Below are 18,170 nucleotides of genomic sequence, written 5' to 3'. Positions count from 1 at the left end.
GACGCGATCTTACCCCATCCGCTTGAAGATCCAGCCGATGCTGGAGCCGCCGGGCAGCGCCTCGCCGGTGACGACGAGCTGGCGGGTGGGGTGGGGGCGGCCTTCGGGATCGACCCAGAGGCTTTCCTCGACGCTCAGCACGCCCGTGCCGGTGCGGAATTGCCACAGCGCGCCCAGTTCGATCCGCAGCAGCGCGCCCTGATTGTCGGCGGTCAGCGTCGGCTCGACGCCCGGCGCGAGGTGAAAGCGCAGCTGGACCGGCTGCTTCGACGGGCGGCGGCGGCGCTCCGCGGGGGTCAGCATGTCCTCGCCGCGTATCTCCTTGCCGTCGCCGCTCACCAGCAGCAGGCGACGGTGGACATAGCCCATCCGGCGGACATAGCCGTCATGGGCCAGTTCCAGCCGGCTCCCCTGATCCAGTTCCTGCCGGTTCAGCTCCACTTCGGTCACGCCCTTGCCCAGCGTTCCGTCGGGCAGCAGGGCGGTCGAATTGCTGTCGTTAAGGACCAGCGCGCTGTGCGCCGCCGTGGTCCGCAGCCCCTGCGCCAGATCGCGGGGAATCCATGCCCCCTCCAGCGCCGCACCGCCGCAATTGACGATCAGCCGCAGCGGCCCGTCGCTGATCTCGATCGCCCCGGTGGAGGCGCAGCCCGCCTCCGCCAGCCGCGCGACCGGAGGCGGGGCGGCGTCCACCTGCACCACGGTCGATCCCGCCGCAATCCGCTGATAGCCCCAGTCGCGCGCCTGGCGCAGCGGGCGGGCGCGCACGCGGCTGGCCTGCACCACCGCCTGCACCGCCTGCGGCGCGGTCGCCCCCGCGCCCTGCCAGCTGCCGAGACCGCCGTCGCCATGCGCGAGGCCCAGCAACGCCGGCACCGCCCGGCCCAGTGCGTCGGTCAGGCAAGCGGGCGGCGTTTCCCGGCGCACGTCATAGACCGCCTGGAGCATGGAGAGCAGCATCACCGCCTCCATCTGCGCCAGCGGCGATCGCGACACGATGCCGCCATCGCCATGGAAGCCGCTGTCGACCGCGCGCTTGAGGCCCGATTCGCCGAACAGCTTGCGCGCCGCCCCGCCGGGGATCAGCAAGGATGCCGCGACGATGCCGCACCAGGCGACAAGGCGCGGCAGGCCGATCGGCGCCTTGTCGGCGCTGCGGTCGAGATGCCGGGCAGTGCGCGCGATGCAGGTCAGCACCAGCGATCGATAGACGAGGTCGCTCGAAGACAGGATCAGCGGCGCATATGCGGTCCAGAACAGCAGCCGCCAGCCGGCATTGTCGGCGCGCCATGCCGGTTCGCTCGGCGTTGCGGCATGGGTCTCCAACCATTTGCGCATCACCGCCTCGGCGATCGGCGCGCCCTGCTCGCGGGTCGCGCTGCTGGCAAGGTCGCGCAGCCAGCGGAAGCCGTGAAGATAGTCGGAGAAGGCGGGGCCGACGCCAGGCCGCGCGAAATCCAGCGTCTCGATCGGCAGCTTCTGCCCCCGGAACAGGAAGTATCCCGCCCGCATCGCCGCGCCCGCCCGGCTGTCGCCGGGAATGTCGTCGTCCGGCACGGCGAGCAGTTTCAGCGGATATTTGCCCTTGAGCTTGCGCCCGTGGATCGGCGTCTTCCAGCTCAGCAGGTAGAATTGGTTGGCGATCTTCTGCGTCAGCGACAGCCCCTTGTCATCCGCGACGCGGATGAGCCGCTTGCCCTGCTCGATGCCGTCCTCGCCCTCGTCGGGCTCCGGGTTTAGGCCCTTGCGGGGGGAGATGCGCCGATGGTCGTTCACCCGCCCCTGAGCTTCCTGATATTGTCGGCATAGGCGGACGGACCGCCCCGGAAGGTCGCCGTGCCCGCGACCAGCACGTCCGCGCCCGCCGCGATGGCCTTGGGCGCGGTGACGAGGTCGATGCCGCCATCGACCTGAAGCCGGATGTCGCGGCCCGACTTGGCGATCATCTTGGCGCACGCCTCGATCTTGCGCAGCTGGTTTTCGATGAAGCTCTGCCCGCCGAAGCCCGGATTGACGCTCATGATGAGGATCAGGTCGATATCGTCGATCAGATAATCGAGCATCTTGGCCGGGGTGCCGGGGTTGAGCACCACGCCCGCCTTCACGCCCAGCGACTTGATGTGCTGGACGGTGCGGTGGATATGCGGCCCGGCCTCCGGGTGGACGGTGATGATGTCCGCGCCGGCGCTCGCGAAAGCGTCGAGATACTGGTCCACTGGAGAGATCATCAGATGGACGTCGAAGGGCTTGGTCGTATGCGGGCGCAGCGCCTTCACGACCATCGGACCGATGGTGATATTGGGCACGAAATGCCCGTCCATCACATCGATATGCACCCAGTCGCAGCCGGCCTCGTCGATCGCGCGCACCTCCTCGCCCAGGCGGGCGAAATCGGCGGACAGGATGGAGGGCGAAATCAGGATGGGGCGGGTCATTAACCGTTCGCCTTAGTGCCGGGCGCTGCGCAGGGCAACGGAGATTTGCGGGCGCGGCGGGATTGTTCCGGCTGGCCTTGCCAACCCCTTTTTAAAGCATCACGAAAATGCCGGGATCAAGGCCATGGGACGGCTTCGCGCCGGCGGGCAGCAACTGCTTGACGCCATGCAGCCCGGTCACCGCGCCCTTGGCATCCAAGGTCGGCGCACCGATCAGCCGCATCGCGCAACGCCCCGCGCCATCGGCCTGGTTGATATCGACATCGATGGTAAAGCCCCGCTTGTGCCGGATCGCGTAGGCGCGCAGCCGCTCCATCGGTTCTCGGGATTCAGGCGCGTAGAGCGACAGCGCCAGCGGGCGGGGCACATCGAGCTCGCGCTCCAGCCCGAAAATGTCATAGACCCCGGCGGTCCAGCGCAGTCGGTCGCCGTTCAGATCACAATGCCACAGCCCCAGCCCCCGTTCGGCAAGAGCCACGTCGCTGCGCGCAACATTATTGCCCAGCATCACCGGGGCGAGATGTGCGCGCAGTTCGTAGAGCGGCCAGCTATGATGAAGGGGTAACGGCTCGATCGGACGCATGGCGGGCCTGTGAAAGCAAGAAGATAACCATAGACTGATCAGAGTTAAACTTCAGTTATCCTTTCGGGCAAGCCGCGCGATGAAAAATCCGTCGGTCCCGCCCCGGTCGGCCAGCGTGTCGGCCAAGGTGCCGGGCCGGGTGCGGAGCCAGCCCTGCGGCGTCGGGGCGATGCCGGCGGGCAGCGTGCCGGCGTCCGCCGGGACCAGCGCGAAGTCGGGCCGGTCGCTCAGGAAGCGCGCCACCTGCGCCTCGCCCTCTTCGGGTTCCAGCGAGCAGGTCGCATAGACGAGCACGCCGCCCGGCTTCAGCCAGTCGGCCGCGCGCGCGAGCAGGGCGGCCTGCAACTCCGCCAGTTCCGCGATCTGGCGCGGGCCGATGCGGTGCAGCACATCGGGGTGCCGGCGGTAGATGCCCGTCGCCGAACAAGGCGCGTCGAGCAGGATCGCGTCCGCCGGCGCGTCCGGCGACCATTCGCGCAGGTCGGCCTGAACGATGTCGGCGGCCAGGCCCGTGCGCGTCAGATTCTCGGTCAGCCGCTCCAGCCTTTTTTTGGACTGGTCCACCGCCGTCACCGCCCAGCCGGCGGCGGCGAGCTGCATCGTCTTGCCCCCCGGCGCGGCGCAGAGGTCGAGCGCGCGGCGCCCCGCGCCCGCGCCCAGCAGCCGCGCCGCGCAGGACGCCGCGATATCCTGCACCCACCACGCCCCTTCGGCAAAGCCGGGCAGGTCGGGGATGGACATGCCGTCCGGAAGCCTGACATGGCTGGGCGCGAAGGAGACGCCGCCGGTCGCCTCCGCCCAATGTGCTGTCTCGCCCGCATCGCGCAGGCTGATGTCCACCGGCGGTCGAACGGCATAGGCGCGCGCCGCCGCCGCCGGCATCGCTTCGCCCCAGGCGGTGGTCCAGCGCGCCACCACGTCACCCGGCAATGTTGGCGGATCGGGCAGGACGGGCGCGCCGCGCGTCACTGTGCCGAACACGCCATGGACCAGCTTGCGCGGGCCTCCGTCGACCAGCGGCAATGCGGTGGCGATCGCCGCATGGGCCGGGGTGTCCAGCGTGAGCGTCTGGGCGAGCGCGATCCGCAGCACCATCCGCGCCTTGGCGTCGGCGGGCAGAGACTGCTTTGTCGCACCGTCGATCAGCGCGTCGAGATCGGGCAGATGGCGCAGCACCTCCGCCGCGATCGCATGGGTCAGCGCCCGGTCCTCGCGCGGCAACCCTTGCGCCGCGCCATGCAGCGCCAGCTCCAGCGGCTCGCCCCGGCGCAGCACAGCGTCGAGCAGCCTCAGCGCCGCGCGCCGGGCGGGCAGGCCGGGGACATCGTCGGAACGGGGGGCAGGGCGGCGGCGCTGGGATGAAGGCATGGCGCGGCCCTACGCCTTTTGGACCGGCGGCGGAAGCCCGTCCCCCCTTGCGCGGGCCGGCCTGGGCCTTCATCAGGGGCGTCATCCTTGGGGAGAGGCCATGCTGCGCGCGCTCTATTTCTGGTTGAGGGGGGTGGCGCGATTGCCGGGGGATTATGGCCGGCGCGGTGTTCTCGCGGCGACGGTTCGCCACGATCTGCTGCTGCCGACCGCGCTCCGGCGCGCGGATCGGGCGCGCAACGAAGCGCTGATCCGCGCGCGCTGCGCCACCGTGCCGCTTCCGGGAAACGACGCGCTCTGCTGGTGCCTGGGGCGCTACCGCATGTTCGTGGCGACCGACGATATCGGCTTTTCGACCTTCATGATGATGGACGGCTATTGGGAACTGCCGATGACCGAAGCGGTCGTATCCGCCCTGCGGCCGGGGATGCATGTCGTCGATTGCGGCGCCAATCTCGGCTATTACAGCCTGCTCATGGCGGACCTGATCGGCGAGGAAGGGCGGCTGCACGCGTTCGAGCCCAATCCCGACATGGCCCGCCGCCTGCGCCAGTCGATCGGCGTCAACGGCTTTGCCGGCCGCACGACCGTCCACGACATAGCGCTGGCCGACGCGCCCGGCACCGCCGCCTTCACCGTGCCTGCGGGCGAGCCCAAGAACGGCCATGTCGGCGCGGCGGGCAGCCGCGCGGAGGAGGGGGGCGATGGCCTGCGCCGCTTCGACGTGCGGGTGGACAGGCTCGACGCGATACTGGGCGACGCGCCGGTCGATGTCATCAAGATCGACGTCGAGGGCGCGGAGGAGAGGCTCTGGGACGGGATGGAGGGGATTTTGGCGCGGGGCGCGCCGCTCACCATCTTCCTAGAATTCACCGCCGACCGCTATGCCGACCCCGCCGCCTTTTTGGGCCGCATCGCCGCCGCTGGCTTCGCTTTCGCGCGGATCACCGAAAAGGACGGCGTCGTCGCGACCGACCAGGCCGACATCCTCGCCGCGCCCGGCAACCGCGACCAGATGCTGGTGCTGACCCGCTGAAGGGTCAGGGTTCGCTCACAGGAAAAGCGATCCGCCAAACCCCAGCGCAAGAAACAGCGCTACCCAAATTCCGACCCCTGTCCAAAGCGCGAACCAGTCCATTGCACGGGGGCGAGGCCGGATCCCTGCTGGCACGGCCCGCAGCGAGGACGGAATGCGCCTGCGTCCGAAAGTTGCAAGAGCAATAGCCCGCCGACCGACCCCATGGAAGAAGCGGGCAGTGTGCCGTGAGAAAATATGCGCCACTGTTGCCTCAACGACGAGGCCGCCAGCGTGGCGCAGTACGACGCCGGCCGTATCGACCACGACCTCGCCAACATCGTCGATCATGCGTTGCTATGGGGATCGAGCGCGCTGCGCCGACGCGCCGGGGCGTTGACTGGGGACAGGGCGGACGCGCTCGCCGGCCTAGCCACAACCGGCGCGCCCATATCCGCGGCGATATCCTGCAACGCCGCGATCCGCTTCTCGGTCGCTGGGTGGGTCGAGAACAGCTCGCTCACATGGGTCGGCACGATGTAGAGCTGCGCCGCCGCCGGATTGCGCTCGGCGACCGGATTGGGGATCATCTGCGCCCGGCCGGAAATCTTGGCGAGCGCGGAGGCGAGCGCTTGCGGATTGCCGCTGATCTCCGCCCCGGCGCGATCCGCGCCATATTCGCGGGTGCGGCTGATCGCCATCTGCACGATCATCGCGGCAAAGGGCGCGACGATCACCGCCAGCAGGCTGGCGACGATATTGCCATGCCCATTCTCATTGTCGCCGCCGCGAAAGAACAGCCCGAAATTGGCGAGCATCGAAATCGCGCCCGCGATCGTCGCGACCATCGTCATGATGAGCGTGTCGCGGTTCTTCACATGCCCCAGCTCATGCGCCATCACGCCGGCAACTTCCTCGCGGCTCAGCATTGACAGCAGTCCGGTGGTGGCGGCGACGGCGGCGTTGTCGGGATTACGGCCGGTGGCGAAGGCGTTGGGCGCGTCCTGGTCGATCACATAGACGCGCGGCATCGGCAACCCGGCCCGCTGCGCCAGTTCGCGCACCAGATCGTAGAAGTCGGGCGCGCTCTGTGCGTCCACCTCCCGCGCGCCGTGCATCGACAGCACGATCCTGTCGGCGTTCCAGAAGGTGAAGAGGTTCATGCCCGCCGCCGCCAGCAGCGCGATCACCGCCCCGCCACTGCCGCCCAGCGTATAGCCCAGCGCCATGAACAGCGCGGTCAGCGCCGCCAGCAGCATGGTCGTCTTCATCCCGTTCACTTGCAATGCACTCCTTGGCGGCCCAGATAGCCGATATGGCATGAATATGGGGTTGACGGTCCCCGCGCGCAAATGTGGAAAGGCGGCCAGCATGGGAGTTTTCAACGGCAAGCGCCCCGCGCATGTGAGGCCGCCCGCGCACCTCTCCAAAAGCCCGCCCGTGCCCAAGCCCGATCCCGTGGACGCGCCCTCGCGTCACACCGAGGAACTCAGCCCAGTCCGCTACGGCGATTGGGAGCGGAAGGGAATCGCGATAGATTTCTGACGCTTGGGCGAACGACTCATCGCCCATTTCGCACGTTCCCCGTTGGCCCGTGCTGCCCGCGCGGGGAGAATCCCGCTCGCCTCTGGCCTTTTCGCGCACCCGCCGTGCAGGCTTTGAGGCCAAGCGGGAGTGAGAAGAGCGTGGGCGTACAACTGGTTTCGGACATGAGCGGGAAGATGGTGGCGGATTATGCGCCGGAGGATGCGGCGCTGCTCTGCGCGGTGGGGCGGCTGGTCTGCGCCTGGACGATGCTGGAGCAGAGCCTGGAGGCGAAGATCGCCCATTTGCGCGAGGCGATGGGCGACGTCCGCACCATCGGCGCGCGCACCCGGCCCAGCATGGCAAAGCTGATGACCGAGCTTCGCACCATGGTCGCGATGCGCGACCGCCGCAACGCCAGCGCGCTCACCGAGATTTCGGACATCGAGCGCGACATGCAGCGCATCGACCGCTTCCGCGCGCTCATCGTCCAGGGGTTCCACCAGCCCGAGCCGGGCGGCTTCACCTGCCGCGACGCACGCAACAATATCCAGCATGTCGCGTTGGAGCAGCTCGAAGGCGAGATCGCCGCACTGGAAATCGTCGCAAATCGCCTGCTCGCTGTCTGAGGGGCGCGGGTTGACCTTTTTCGCACTTGCGGCAATCCAGAGCAGTGCCGCGCGCGCGAAGGGGACATCATCTTGAACAAGTCGATTCGTAAAGCCGTGTTTCCCGTGGCGGGGCTCGGCACCCGTTTCCTGCCCGCGACCAAGGCTGTGCCCAAGGAATTGCTGCCGGTCGTCGATCGTCCGCTGATCCAATATGCGGTGGACGAGGCGCGCGAGGCCGGGATCGAGCAGATGATCTTCGTCACCGGGCGGGGCAAGGGCGCGATCGAGGATTATTTCGACATCGCCTACGAGGCCGAGGCGACCCAGCGCGAACGCGGCAAGGATCTGTCGGCGCTGGATGGCACGCGCCTGGCGCCCGGCAACGCGGTGTTCCTGCGCCAGCAGGAGCCGCTGGGCCTGGGCCACGCCATCTGGTGCGCGCGCGAGATCGTGGGCGACGAACCCTTCGCCATCCTGCTGCCCGACGAGTTCATGGCGGGCGCGCCGGGGCAAGGCTGCATGAAGCAGATGGTCGACGCTTATGAGAAAGTTGGCGGCAATCTCGTCTGCGCGCTCGAAATCCCGATCGATCAGACGCCAAGCTATGGCGTCATCGATCCCGGCGCGCGCGACGGCGCGCTGACCGAAGTGAAAGGGCTGGTGGAAAAGCCCGCGCTCGGCACCGCCCCCTCCAACCTCATCCTGCCCGGCCGCTATATCCTCCAGCCCGATGTCATGAAGATCCTCGAAACGCAGGAAAAGGGCGCGGGCGGCGAAATCCAGCTGACCGACGCGATGGCGGCGCTGATCGGGGTGCAGCCCTTCCACGGCGTCACCTTCGATGGCCGGCGCTTCGATTGCGGATCGAAGGCCGGCTATATCGAGGCGAACCTGGCCCTGGCGCTGGAGCGCGAAGATCTGAGCGGGCACATTCGGGCCTTCGCGACCGCCGAACTGGCGCGCTGACCGCCGCGCCAGGGAGGCAATGATTGCCTCCTACGGGCGGATGCCGGACATCATCCCTTCCGCTCGTCGTCCACCATGTCGGACGCGAGCTGAAGTCCCGCGCGGCCCTCGGCCGGGGTGTGGGTGGGGGCCTTGGGATGGGGCACGTCGACCGGCTCCTCGACCTCCAGCATCCCTTCCCATTTGGTGATGACCGATGTCGCGATCGCGTTGCCCAGCACGTTGGTGGCGGTGCGGCCCATGTCCATGAAATGGTCGACCGCCAGGATGAAGGCGACCCCCTCGACCGGCAGGTCGAACTGGCCGAGCGTAGCGGCAACCACCACGAGGGACGCGCGCGGCACGGCGGCGATGCCCTTGCTTGTCACCATCAGCACCAGCAGGATCGTGATCTGGGTCGCGATCGGCAGGTCGATGCCATAGGCTTGCGCGATGAAGATGGTGGCGAAGGTCGAATACATCATCGACCCGTCGAGGTTGAAGCTGTAGCCCAGCGGCAGCACGAAGCTGTAGATGCGGCGCGGCACGCCGAAGCGGTCCAGTTGCTCCAGCATCTTGGGGTATGCGGCTTCGGACGAGGCTGTCGAAAAGGCGATCAGGATCGGCTCGCGCACATAGCGCACGAGCTTCAGCATCCGCTTGCCCAGGAAGATCGAGCCCGCCGCGAACAACAGCGCCCACAGGCAAATGAGCGCGATGTAGAATTCGCCGACCAACGCGCCATAGGTCTTGAGCACGCCCAAACCCTGCACCGTCACCGACGAGGCCAGCGCGCCGAACACGGCGAAGGGGGCGACGCGCATGACATAGCCCGTGACTTGCAGCATCAGCTCGACCATCGCCTCGATCACCGTGACGATCGGCTTGCCCTTGTCCCCGATGGCGGTGAGCGCAACGCCCACGAACAGCGAGAAGACGACGATCTGGAGGATCGAATTTTCCGCCATCGCCCCCACCATGGAGGTGGGGAAGACGTGGAGGATGAAGTCGCGGAAATTGAGCGCCTCGGTGTTGACGCCGCTGTCTGCGCCCGACCGGACGAGGTTCAGCCCTTCGCCCGGCGCGAAGAAATTAACGAAGATGAGGCCCAAGGTCAGCGAAATGAGGCTGGCGATGATGAACCAGGCAAGCGCGCGCCCGCCGATCCGGCCGAGCGCCGCGCTGTCGCCCATATGGGCGATACCCGCGACCAGCGTGGAAAAGACCAGCGGCGCGATGATCATCTTGATCAGATGGAGGAAGATGTCGGCCAGCAGGTGGAAATAGCCCGCCACATCCTTTGCCAGCGCCTCGTCGCCGCCGACCATCAGATTGGCCACGAAGCCCGTAATTACCCCCAGCACCATGCCGGTCAGGATGAAGGCCGTCAGTCTGTTTCGCATCAAATTCCTTTAGGCCGACCCCGGCCCCCGATCCTGTAACTTCCGTCAGGCCGACACCTAACAGGCGGCCGGGCGACCCGCAATCGGCGCGCGCCCTGCCGCCTCATGCTAGACGAAGCAGCGCGGGCTTTCCGCCCCCGCCCGATCGCGTCCTTGCGGTCCTGACGGCAAATGTCAGGGATAGAGCAGACCTTCGGACCAGCGGCCGCCGTCCGCCACGAACAGGCGGCGTTCGTGCAGCCGATGTTCGCGATCCTGCCAGAATTCGATGCGTTCCGGGGTCACGCGAAAGCCCGACCAGTGAGGCGGGCGCGGCACAGGGCCCACCGCGAATCGGGCGCTGACCTCTGCAAAGCGATCCATGAAGGTTTCCCGGTCGGGCAGGGCGCGCGACTGGTCGGATGCCCAGGCGCCAAGCTGGCTGTCGCGGCTGCGGGTGGCGAAATAGGCGTCGGCGGTCGCATCGTCGACCGGGCCGACCGGCCCCTCGATCCGCACTTGCCGGCGCAGCGACTTCCAGTGGAAGAGCAGCGCGGCATGGGGGTTTTCCAGCAGCTCGCCCGCCTTGCGCCCCTCGAAATTGGTGTAGAAGATGAACCCGTCCGGCCCATGGCCCTTGAGCAGCACCATCCGCACCGAAGGGCGCCCGCGCGCGTCGGCGGTGGCGAGCGCCATGGCGTTGCTGTCGTTGATCTCGGTCTCGCGGGCCTCCGCATACCAGCTGTCGAACAGGGCGAATGGATCGGTCATGGCCCATCCCTAGGCCGCCGGGCCGCTGCTGTCGATATGGCGACAAGGTCGGGCAAGCGTCTTGAATGTGGCCGTCCTATCGTCCACATAGTTGCCAAGTGATGCTTTTGTGCAACAGGTAGAGCAGATGGCCGATCCCTATTCCACTTTGGGCGTGGCCCGCAGCGCCAGCGAGGCGGAAATCAAGTCCGCCTATCGCAAGCTGGCGAAGGAGCTGCACCCGGACAAGAACAAGGACAATCCGAAGGCGGCAGACAAGTTCGCTGCCGCCACCAATGCCTATGACCTGCTGTCGGACAAGGATAAGCGCGCTCGGTTCGACCGGGGCGAGATCGACGGCGAGGGCAATCCGACCGCGCCCTTCGGCTTTGGCGGGGGCGGACCGGGCGGCGGCGGTTTTCGCGGCCAGCCGGGCGGCGGGTTCGACGCGGGCGGCGCCGATTTCGGCGACATTTTCGAAGGGCTGTTCGGCGGCGCGGGTCGCCGGGCCGGAGGCGGCTTTGGCGGCGGCGGTTTTGGTCGGCAGGCGCCGCCGCAGAAGGGCGCGAACGTCGCCTATCGGCTGGCGGTGCAGTTCGTCGACGCCGCGACATTGGCGCCCCAGCGCATCACGCTTCAGGACGGCAAAACCATCGACCTGAAACTGCCCGCTGGCGTCGAAAGCGGCACGCAGATGCGGCTGACCGGCAAGGGTCAGCCGGGGGCGGGCGGGGCGGGCGACGCGATCGTCACCATTGAGGTTAAACCCCATCCCTTCTTCACCCGCGACGGCGACAATGTGCTGCTCGACCTGCCCATCACCCTTGATGAGGCGGTGAAGGGCGGCAAGGTCAAGGTGCCGACCGTGGATGGCCCGGTGATGCTGGGCGTGCCGGCCGGCGCGTCGTCGGGCAAGACGCTGCGGCTGCGCGGCAAGGGCTTCACGAACAAGGCCGGCCAGCGCGGCGACCAGCTCGTGACGCTCCAGATCGACGTGCCGTCGGACGATCCGGCGATCAAGTCTCTGGTCGAAAGCTGGCACGATACTCGGCCGGTTCGCGCGCATCTGGGCGTGTAATCGGCCCGTGTTCACCCTCACCCTTCCGGCGCTTCGCGCCTCCCTCCCTCTCCCGGCGGGCGAGGGAAGGGCCCCGCCGGCGCAGCCGGTGGGAAGGGTGAGGGCCTGAGGCTTTCCTCCCATGCCGATGCCGTCCCCCCTTTCGCCCGAACAGCGCCGCCACATGGCGCACGGCGCGCGCGCGCATTGGCACCGGCAGATGGAACGGGTGCGGCCCGGATCGCATTTCTTCGAGGTGCTGAAGCGCGTCGCGGTCGGCACCTATAGCGACGGCTTCATCCATGCCGGGAACCTCGCCTATCTGTCGCTGATGACGCTGTTCCCCTTCTTCATCGTCGCGGCGGCGGTGGCGAGCATATTCGGGCGGACGCAGGACGGGGTGCAGGCGGTCAACGCCTTCCTTTATACCGTGCCGCGCGGCGTGGCGGACGTGGTGCGCCAGCCGATCAGCGACGTTCTGACCGCGCGGTCCGGCCCACTGCTCTGGCTCGGCGGGCTGGTGGGCCTCTGGACCGTCGGCAGCCTGATCGAAACCATCCGCGACATCCTGCGGCGCGCCTATGGGACGAAGAGCACCAAGCCTTTCTGGCACTATCGGCTGGGCGCGATCGGCATCACCTTGGTCAGCGTGTTCGCGGTCATGTTCGCCTTCTCGCTTCAGGTCGCGATCACGGGCATCGACCAGTTCCTGCACCGTGTCCTGCCCTTCGCGGACGAGGCGATCGGCCTGGTCGCCTCGGCGAAGCTGGTGCCGATGGGCATATTGTGCATCGCGCTCTGGTCGCTGTTCGTCGCCTTGACCCCCACCGCCTACAAGGACAGGCGATTCCCCAAATGGCCGGGCGCGGTGGCGACGTCGCTCTGGTGGTATGGCAGCGTGCTGTTGCTGCCACCCACGCTCTCGCTGCTGGGCGGCTACGGCCGCACCTATGGCAGCCTGGCGGGGGTCATGATCACCCTCATTTTTTTCTTTCTCGTCGGGCTTGGCGTGGTAATTGGCGCGGAATTGAACGCGGCGCTCGCGGAATTCCCCGATGAGGAGGAGGGCGCGGGCCAACGGAATGGGATAACGGAATGACGGGCTTGATGGCAGGAAAGCGCGGTCTCATCATGGGGCTGGCAAACGACAAGTCGCTGGCCTGGGGCATCGCTAAGGCGCTGCACGCGCAAGGGGCGGAGCTGGCCTTCTCCTATCAGGGCGATGCGCTCGCCAAGCGGGTGCGGCCACTCGCCGAACAGGTCGGGTCGGACTTTCTGATCGACTGCGACGTCACCGACATGGACAAGCTGGACGCTGCCTTCGCGCAGATCGAGAACCGCTGGGGCAGCCTCGATTTCGTGGTCCACGCGATCGGCTTTTCCGACAAGAACGAGCTGCGCGGCCTCTATGTCGATACCAGCCTCGACAATTTCCTGCTGACGATGAACGTGTCGGCCTACAGCTTCGTGGCGGTGACGAAGCGCGCCCGCGCGCTGATGCCCAACGGCGGCAGCATCCTGACGCTCAGCTACTATGGCGCGGAAAAGGTGATTCCGCACTACAACGTCATGGGCGTTGCCAAGGCTGCGCTGGAAACCAGCGTCAAATATCTGGCGATGGACCTGGGGCCGGAAAATATCCGGGTGAACGCCATCTCCGCCGGCCCGATCAAGACGCTGGCCGCCAGCGGCATTGGCGATTTCCGCTATATCCTGAAATGGAACGAGCTGAACTCGCCGCTGCGCCGCAACGTCACGATCGAGGACGTGGGCGGCGCGGGCCTCTACCTGCTGTCGGACCTTGCGTCGGGCGTGACCGGGGAAATCCATCATGTGGACGCAGGCTACAATGTCATCGGCATGAAGGCGGAGGACGCGCCGGACATCGCGCTGGAGAAGTGACGCAATTTCCCTCTCCCCTCGGGGGAGAGGGTGGGGCCCGCCGCGCAGCGGTGGGAGGGTGAGGGGGCTATGCGACGACCCGATACGCCGGATGCCGTCACCAGAGTGCGCGCGATGCGGCAAAACCCCACAGAGCCGGAAAAACGCCTATGGCTGCGGCTCCGTAACCGGCAGGTCGACGGCATCAAGTTCCGGCGCCAGGTCTGGCTTGCAGAATATATTGCGGACTTTTATGCCGCCGAGCAGAAGCTGGTCATCGAAGTTGACGGCGATGGCCATGCCGCTAGGGAGGCAGCCGACCAGCAGCGAAGCGCGCTGCTGGAAAGTAAGGGCTTCACGGTGATCCGCTTCTCGAACGCAGAGATCATGGGAAATATAGAAGGGGTGCTGGAAGCAATCGGCAGGATTGCGCGCCTCATCCCCTCACCCTCCCACTCGGCTGCGCCGAGCGGGGCCCTCCCTCTCCCCCAAGGGGAGAGGGGTCTATGAGCTTCAACACATTCGGTCGTATGTTCCGCTTCAGCACCTGGGGCGAGAGCCATGGTCCCGCGATCGGAGCGGTGGTGGACGGATGTCCGCCGGGATTGCCGCTCAGCGAAGCGGACATCCAGCCCTGGCTCGACCTGCGGAAGCCCGGCACCTCCAAATTCACGACCCAACGCCGCGAGCCAGACGAGGTCCGCATCCTCTCGGGCGTGTTCGACGGGAAGACGACCGGCACGCCGATCAGCCTGATGATCGAGAACACCGATCAGCGATCCAAGGACTATTCGGAGGTCGCCAAGGCCTACCGCCCCGGCCATGCCGACTATGCCTATGACGCCAAATATGGCTTTCGCGATTATCGCGGCGGCGGGCGATCGTCGGCGCGCGAGACGGCGAGCCGGGTGGCGGCGGGCGCGGTGGCGCGGCTCGTCATCCCGGAAGTCGACATCTTCGCCTACGTCAGCGAGATTGGCGGCGACGCTATCCATTTCGCCAATTTCGATGCCGCGCAAATCGGCGAAAATCCCTTCTTCTGCCCGGACCCGGAGGCCGCGAAGCGCTGGGAGGCTCTGGTCGATGCCGCGCGGCTCGACGGTTCGTCGCTCGGCGCCGTGGTGGAATGCGTCGCATCGGGCGTCCCCGCCGGCTGGGGCGCGCCGCTCTACGCCAAGCTCGACAGCGAACTCGCCAGCGCGATGATGAGCATCAACGCGGTCAAGGGCGTCGAGATCGGCGATGGCTTCGCGGCTTCGCGCCTACGCGGCGAGCAGAACGCCGATCCCATGCGACCGGGTGACGACGGGCCGACCTTCCTCGCCAACCATGCCGGCGGCATCGCGGGCGGCATTTCGACCGGCCAGCCGGTCAAGGTCCGCGTCGCCTTCAAGCCGACCAGCTCGATCCTGATCCCGGTCGAGACGGTAACGCGGGAGGGGCAGGCGTCCGACATCATCACCAAGGGGCGGCACGACCCCTGCGTCGGCATTCGCGGCGTGCCGGTGGTGGAAGCCATGATGGCGCTGGTGCTCGCCGACCAGAAACTGCTCCACCGCGCCCAATGCGGCTAATGCTGCGCCGAATCGAGCCGCTCGCGTCGAAAATCGAGAGACGACTCAGGCCTGTTACGATAGGATGACGATCAACGCCCGCGGGAGGGCGTGCGGCAGAGCGTAAGCCTGGGGAGCGTCACTGCGTATCACGCGGACTGACGGTCAAAGCGTCCCCTGATCGCCGCGACACGGGCCAGCCATGCACCCATGGCTGGCCCATTTCGTTTCAGTCTGGCAACCATGGCGCGCGCTCTTCGTTGCGTCAGCACAAGACACGCGACCACGCGATCTTTGGGGGCCGACGACATATGCATTTCCTTACCGCACTGATCGGCATCTATCGTGCGGAAATCGGCCTGCTGATCCTCGCCGCCATGTTCGTCGCCTTCGTGCGCGAACGCTATTCGCCGACGGTGGTCGCGGTGGTCGGCGCCTGCGTCTTCGCGCTGCTTGGCCTCATCGACGAACAGAGCCTCTTCTCGGTCTTTTCCAACAGCGCGCCGCTGACCGTGGGGGCGATGTTCGTGCTGTCGGGCGCGCTGATCCGCACCGGCGTCATCAGCCGCGTCGCCGACCGCATCATGGCGCGGGCGCAGCGGCATCCGCGTCTCGCCTTTGTCGAAGTGACGGCGGGTGGGCTTTTGCTGTCCGCCTTCCTCAACAACACGCCGGTGGTCGTGCTGCTGATCCCGATCATGTTCACCCTGGCCCAGGCGACCGGCTATCCGGTCAAGAAACTGCTCATGCCGATGAACGTGCTCGCGGTGCTGGGCGGATGCCTGACGCTGATCGGCACGTCGACCAATCTGGTCGTCGCCGGCATCGCGCGCGATCAGGGCATGGAACCCTTCGGCATATTCGACATCACCCCCTATGCGCTGGCGGGCGTCGCTGCGGGAATCGTCGGCCTGCTCGGCCTCAGCTGGCTGCTGCCCAGTGATCCGCCCAGCATCGCCGGGGAGAATGGCGGCAATGTGCAGGACTATCTCACGACGCTGGTCGTGCGCGCCGACAGCGACCTCGTCGGGCGGGAGATCGGGTCGCTGGCGCTGTTCGGCCGGTCGGTGGCGCTGCTTGGGCTCAAGCGGGGCGGGGCGATCCGGCGGAAGGACATAGCCACAGAGGAGCTTCATGCCGGCGACCATCTGATCGTCCGGGCCGATGGCGCGGCGCTGATGACGCTGCGCGAATCGCGCCAGTTCGATCTCGGCATCGCGTCGGATTCCTCGCTATCGTCGCACGACGGCACGGTGGTGGAGGCGATGATCGCGCCCAGCCATCCGTCGATCGGCGAGCGGCTGATCGACATTCCATTTCTGCACGCGTTGCGGATCCGCATCATCGGCATCCATCGCGCGCGCCATGTGCCGGGGCCGGACCTGGCGACCACGCGGGTGCGCGGCGCGGACCGGCTGCTGATCGCCGGCGGGATCGACGCGATGCGGGCGCTGCGCGACAATCCGCACCTCATTGGCGTGGATGTCAGCCGGGTGCGCGCCTTCCGCCGGCAAAAGGCGTGGATCGCCGTCGCCGCGATGGCGGGTGCCGTGCTGCTGTCGGCCTTCGACGTGATGGGCATCGGCATGGCGGCGGTGCTGGCGGTCGGCCTGATCCTCATCACCCGCTGCATCGACCCGGAGGAAGCCTGGGCCGCGATCGACGGCGACGTGCTGATCCTGATCTTCGCCATGCTGGCGGTCGGCCTGGCGCTGGAGCATGCCGGGAGCGTGGCGCTGATGGTCGGTTGGGTGACGCCGCTGCTGCAACATGCGCCGCCCTGGGCGCTCATCTTCCTCATCTACTTCTTCTCGCTGCTCTTGTCCGAACTGCTCAGCAACAATGCGGTCGCGGCGTTGCTGACCCCCATCGCCATCGCGCTCGCGCACCAACTGGGCGTCGATCCGCGCCCGCTGGTGATCGCGCTGATGATCGGGGCGTCGGCCTGTTTCGCGACGCCGATCGGCTATCAGACCAATGCCCTGGTCTATGCCGCAGGCGACTATCGCTTCGCCGATTTCGTGCGGATCGGCGTGCCGCTCAACATCATCGTCGGGGTGGCGGTGTGCGGCGCTCTGGTGCTGATCGGCTGAACGGCCACTGCCGCGCCGCCGGCCCTGTTGCCATGAGGCCACAGCGGGCATGGAGGCGCTGACGCTATGAGGACCGATCCCATGACCAGCCTGCCCTTCACCCAGGTCGACGCTTTCGCCCACGCCCCCTTCACCGGCAATCCCGCCGCCGTGATGCCGCTCGACGCCTGGCTGGATGACGCCACGCTTCAGGCCATCGCGGCGGAAAACAACCTGTCCGAAACCGCCTTCACCGTCCCCACGCCCGAAGATCAGGAGGCCGACTATGCGCTGCGCTGGTTCACGCCCACGGTTGAGGTGAAGCTGTGCGGCCACGCCACTCTGGCGAGCGGCCATGTGCTGATGGACGGGAATGCGATCCGCTTCCGCACCCGCCATGCCGGTGTGCTGACGGTGTCGCGGGAAGGGGAGGGCTATGCCCTGTCGCTGCCGGCATGGAGCGCGGAGCCCCGTCCGCTGCGCGATCTTGCGGCGGGGCTGGGCGGCGCGCCGGTCGAAAGTTTCTGGCGCGATGGCGGCTACAGCCTCTTCCTCTTCCCTGACGAAGCGGCGATCCGTGCGCTGGAGCCGGATTTCGCCGCGCTGAAGCGCCACGGCGACGTAATGCTGATCGCCACCGCGCCGGGGGAAGGCAGCGACTTCGTCAGCCGCGTGTTCGTACCGGGCGGCGGCGTCGATGAAGACCCTGTATGCGGCTCGGCGCATTGCCTGATGACGCCGTTCTGGGCGGAGCGGCTGGGACGCACGTCCCTCAACGCGCATCAAGTGTCGGCGCGGGGAGGGTATATCGGCTGCCGGCTCGACGGCGACCGCGTCATCTTGAGCGGACAGTGCCGTACGGTGATCGAGGGGCGCTTCTTCCTCTAGAGCGAGATGACGTGAGGCTGAATCGAGAGGGGTTTTGCTCGGGCCTATTATGTGATTCAAGATGCCGGCTGGGGAATGGAGGCCAGCGGGCATGGCGAAACCCTAT

At 67.3% G+C, this 18,170-nt stretch carries 19 protein-coding genes; 11 read left to right on the top strand and 8 right to left on the bottom strand.

Annotated features, from left to right (window positions below):
• Positions 1-9: 9 nt before the first annotated feature.
• From ACETPF_RS11215 to ACETPF_RS11200, 4 genes are all read right to left on the bottom strand, one after another.
• Positions 10-1,776, bottom strand: coding sequence for a heparinase II/III family protein (locus tag ACETPF_RS11215; protein WP_373934560.1), 1,767 nt, complete (start codon positions 1,774-1,776; stop codon positions 10-12).
• Positions 1,773-2,435, bottom strand: coding sequence for a ribulose-phosphate 3-epimerase (rpe, locus tag ACETPF_RS11210; protein ID WP_373934559.1), 663 nt, complete (start codon positions 2,433-2,435; stop codon positions 1,773-1,775). The genes ACETPF_RS11215 and rpe overlap by 4 nt, the downstream gene beginning before the upstream one ends.
• Before the next feature lie 91 nt (positions 2,436-2,526).
• Positions 2,527-3,018 (bottom strand): PAS domain-containing protein, encoded by a 492-nt coding sequence (locus tag ACETPF_RS11205; protein ID WP_373934558.1) that lies wholly within the window; start codon positions 3,016-3,018, stop codon positions 2,527-2,529.
• A gap of 51 nt (positions 3,019-3,069) precedes the next feature.
• On the bottom strand, positions 3,070-4,386 hold the full coding sequence (locus tag ACETPF_RS11200; RefSeq protein WP_373934557.1) for an RsmB/NOP family class I SAM-dependent RNA methyltransferase: 1,317 nt from the start codon (positions 4,384-4,386) through the stop codon (positions 3,070-3,072).
• 100 nt (positions 4,387-4,486) lie between these two features.
• On the opposite strand from ACETPF_RS11200, the gene ACETPF_RS11195 reads away from it, so the two are divergent.
• On the top strand, positions 4,487-5,422 hold the full coding sequence (locus ACETPF_RS11195; RefSeq protein ID WP_373934556.1) for an FkbM family methyltransferase: 936 nt from the start codon (positions 4,487-4,489) through the stop codon (positions 5,420-5,422).
• Positions 5,423-5,437: 15 nt separating this feature from the next.
• Here the strand turns inward: ACETPF_RS11195 and ACETPF_RS11190 are convergent, their stop codons facing one another.
• Positions 5,438-5,752 carry a hypothetical protein gene (locus tag ACETPF_RS11190; RefSeq protein ID WP_373934555.1) on the bottom strand — a complete coding sequence of 105 codons (315 nt, stop codon included), beginning with the start codon at positions 5,750-5,752 and terminating at the stop codon, positions 5,438-5,440.
• Positions 5,749-6,672 carry a zinc metalloprotease HtpX gene (htpX, locus tag ACETPF_RS11185; protein WP_373934785.1) on the bottom strand — a complete coding sequence of 308 codons (924 nt, stop codon included), beginning with the start codon at positions 6,670-6,672 and terminating at the stop codon, positions 5,749-5,751. Before htpX ends, ACETPF_RS11190 begins: the two co-directional genes overlap by 4 nt.
• Before the next feature lie 100 nt (positions 6,673-6,772).
• Between htpX and ACETPF_RS11180 the strand changes: the two genes are divergently transcribed.
• From ACETPF_RS11180 to ACETPF_RS11170, 3 genes are all read left to right on the top strand, one after another.
• Complete coding sequence (locus ACETPF_RS11180) at positions 6,773-6,946, top strand: DUF1674 domain-containing protein (RefSeq protein ID WP_373934554.1); 174 nt, start codon at positions 6,773-6,775, stop codon at positions 6,944-6,946.
• Positions 6,947-7,110: 164 nt separating this feature from the next.
• Complete coding sequence (locus tag ACETPF_RS11175; protein WP_373934553.1) at positions 7,111-7,554, top strand: hypothetical protein; 444 nt, start codon at positions 7,111-7,113, stop codon at positions 7,552-7,554.
• A 69-nt stretch (positions 7,555-7,623) separates the two neighbouring features.
• Positions 7,624-8,502, top strand: a complete 879-nt coding sequence (locus ACETPF_RS11170; protein WP_373934784.1) for a UTP--glucose-1-phosphate uridylyltransferase — start codon at positions 7,624-7,626, stop codon at positions 8,500-8,502.
• A gap of 50 nt (positions 8,503-8,552) precedes the next feature.
• Here the strand turns inward: ACETPF_RS11170 and ACETPF_RS11165 are convergent, their stop codons facing one another.
• Positions 8,553-9,884 carry a dicarboxylate/amino acid:cation symporter gene (locus ACETPF_RS11165; protein ID WP_373934552.1) on the bottom strand — a complete coding sequence of 444 codons (1,332 nt, stop codon included), beginning with the start codon at positions 9,882-9,884 and terminating at the stop codon, positions 8,553-8,555.
• Positions 9,885-10,058: 174 nt separating this feature from the next.
• On the bottom strand, positions 10,059-10,634 hold the full coding sequence (gene pdxH / locus ACETPF_RS11160) for a pyridoxamine 5'-phosphate oxidase (protein WP_373934551.1): 576 nt from the start codon (positions 10,632-10,634) through the stop codon (positions 10,059-10,061).
• 127 nt (positions 10,635-10,761) lie between these two features.
• On the opposite strand from pdxH, the gene ACETPF_RS11155 reads away from it, so the two are divergent.
• From ACETPF_RS11155 to ACETPF_RS11125, 7 genes are all read left to right on the top strand, one after another.
• Entirely contained in the window at positions 10,762-11,691 is a 930-nt protein-coding gene (locus ACETPF_RS11155) for a DnaJ C-terminal domain-containing protein (protein WP_373934550.1), read from the top strand.
• A 121-nt stretch (positions 11,692-11,812) separates the two neighbouring features.
• On the top strand, positions 11,813-12,769 hold the full coding sequence (locus ACETPF_RS11150; protein ID WP_373934549.1) for a YihY/virulence factor BrkB family protein: 957 nt from the start codon (positions 11,813-11,815) through the stop codon (positions 12,767-12,769).
• On the top strand, positions 12,766-13,572 hold the full coding sequence (gene fabI / locus ACETPF_RS11145) for an enoyl-ACP reductase FabI (RefSeq protein WP_373934548.1): 807 nt from the start codon (positions 12,766-12,768) through the stop codon (positions 13,570-13,572). Before ACETPF_RS11150 ends, fabI begins: the two co-directional genes overlap by 4 nt.
• Positions 13,573-13,641: 69 nt before the next feature.
• Entirely contained in the window at positions 13,642-14,061 is a 420-nt protein-coding gene (locus tag ACETPF_RS11140) for an endonuclease domain-containing protein (RefSeq protein WP_373934547.1), read from the top strand.
• Entirely contained in the window at positions 14,058-15,125 is a 1,068-nt protein-coding gene (gene aroC, locus ACETPF_RS11135) for a chorismate synthase (RefSeq protein ID WP_373934546.1), read from the top strand. The genes ACETPF_RS11140 and aroC overlap by 4 nt, the downstream gene beginning before the upstream one ends.
• A 290-nt stretch (positions 15,126-15,415) precedes the next feature.
• Positions 15,416-17,197, top strand: coding sequence for a sodium:proton antiporter (locus ACETPF_RS11130; RefSeq protein ID WP_373934545.1), 1,782 nt, complete (start codon positions 15,416-15,418; stop codon positions 17,195-17,197).
• Between the two features lie 81 nt (positions 17,198-17,278).
• Positions 17,279-18,064: a PhzF family phenazine biosynthesis protein gene (locus ACETPF_RS11125; protein WP_373934783.1), complete on the top strand. Its 786-nt coding sequence runs from the start codon at positions 17,279-17,281 to the stop codon at positions 18,062-18,064.
• The last annotated feature ends 106 nt before the right edge of the window (positions 18,065-18,170 follow it).

The sequence above is a fragment of the Sphingobium agrisoli genome (assembly GCF_041877245.1).
GTDB lineage: Bacteria > Pseudomonadota > Alphaproteobacteria > Sphingomonadales > Sphingomonadaceae > Sphingobium.
The sequence above is the reverse complement of the archived record's forward strand: the minus strand, read 5'-3'. Positions and strand labels throughout refer to the sequence as shown.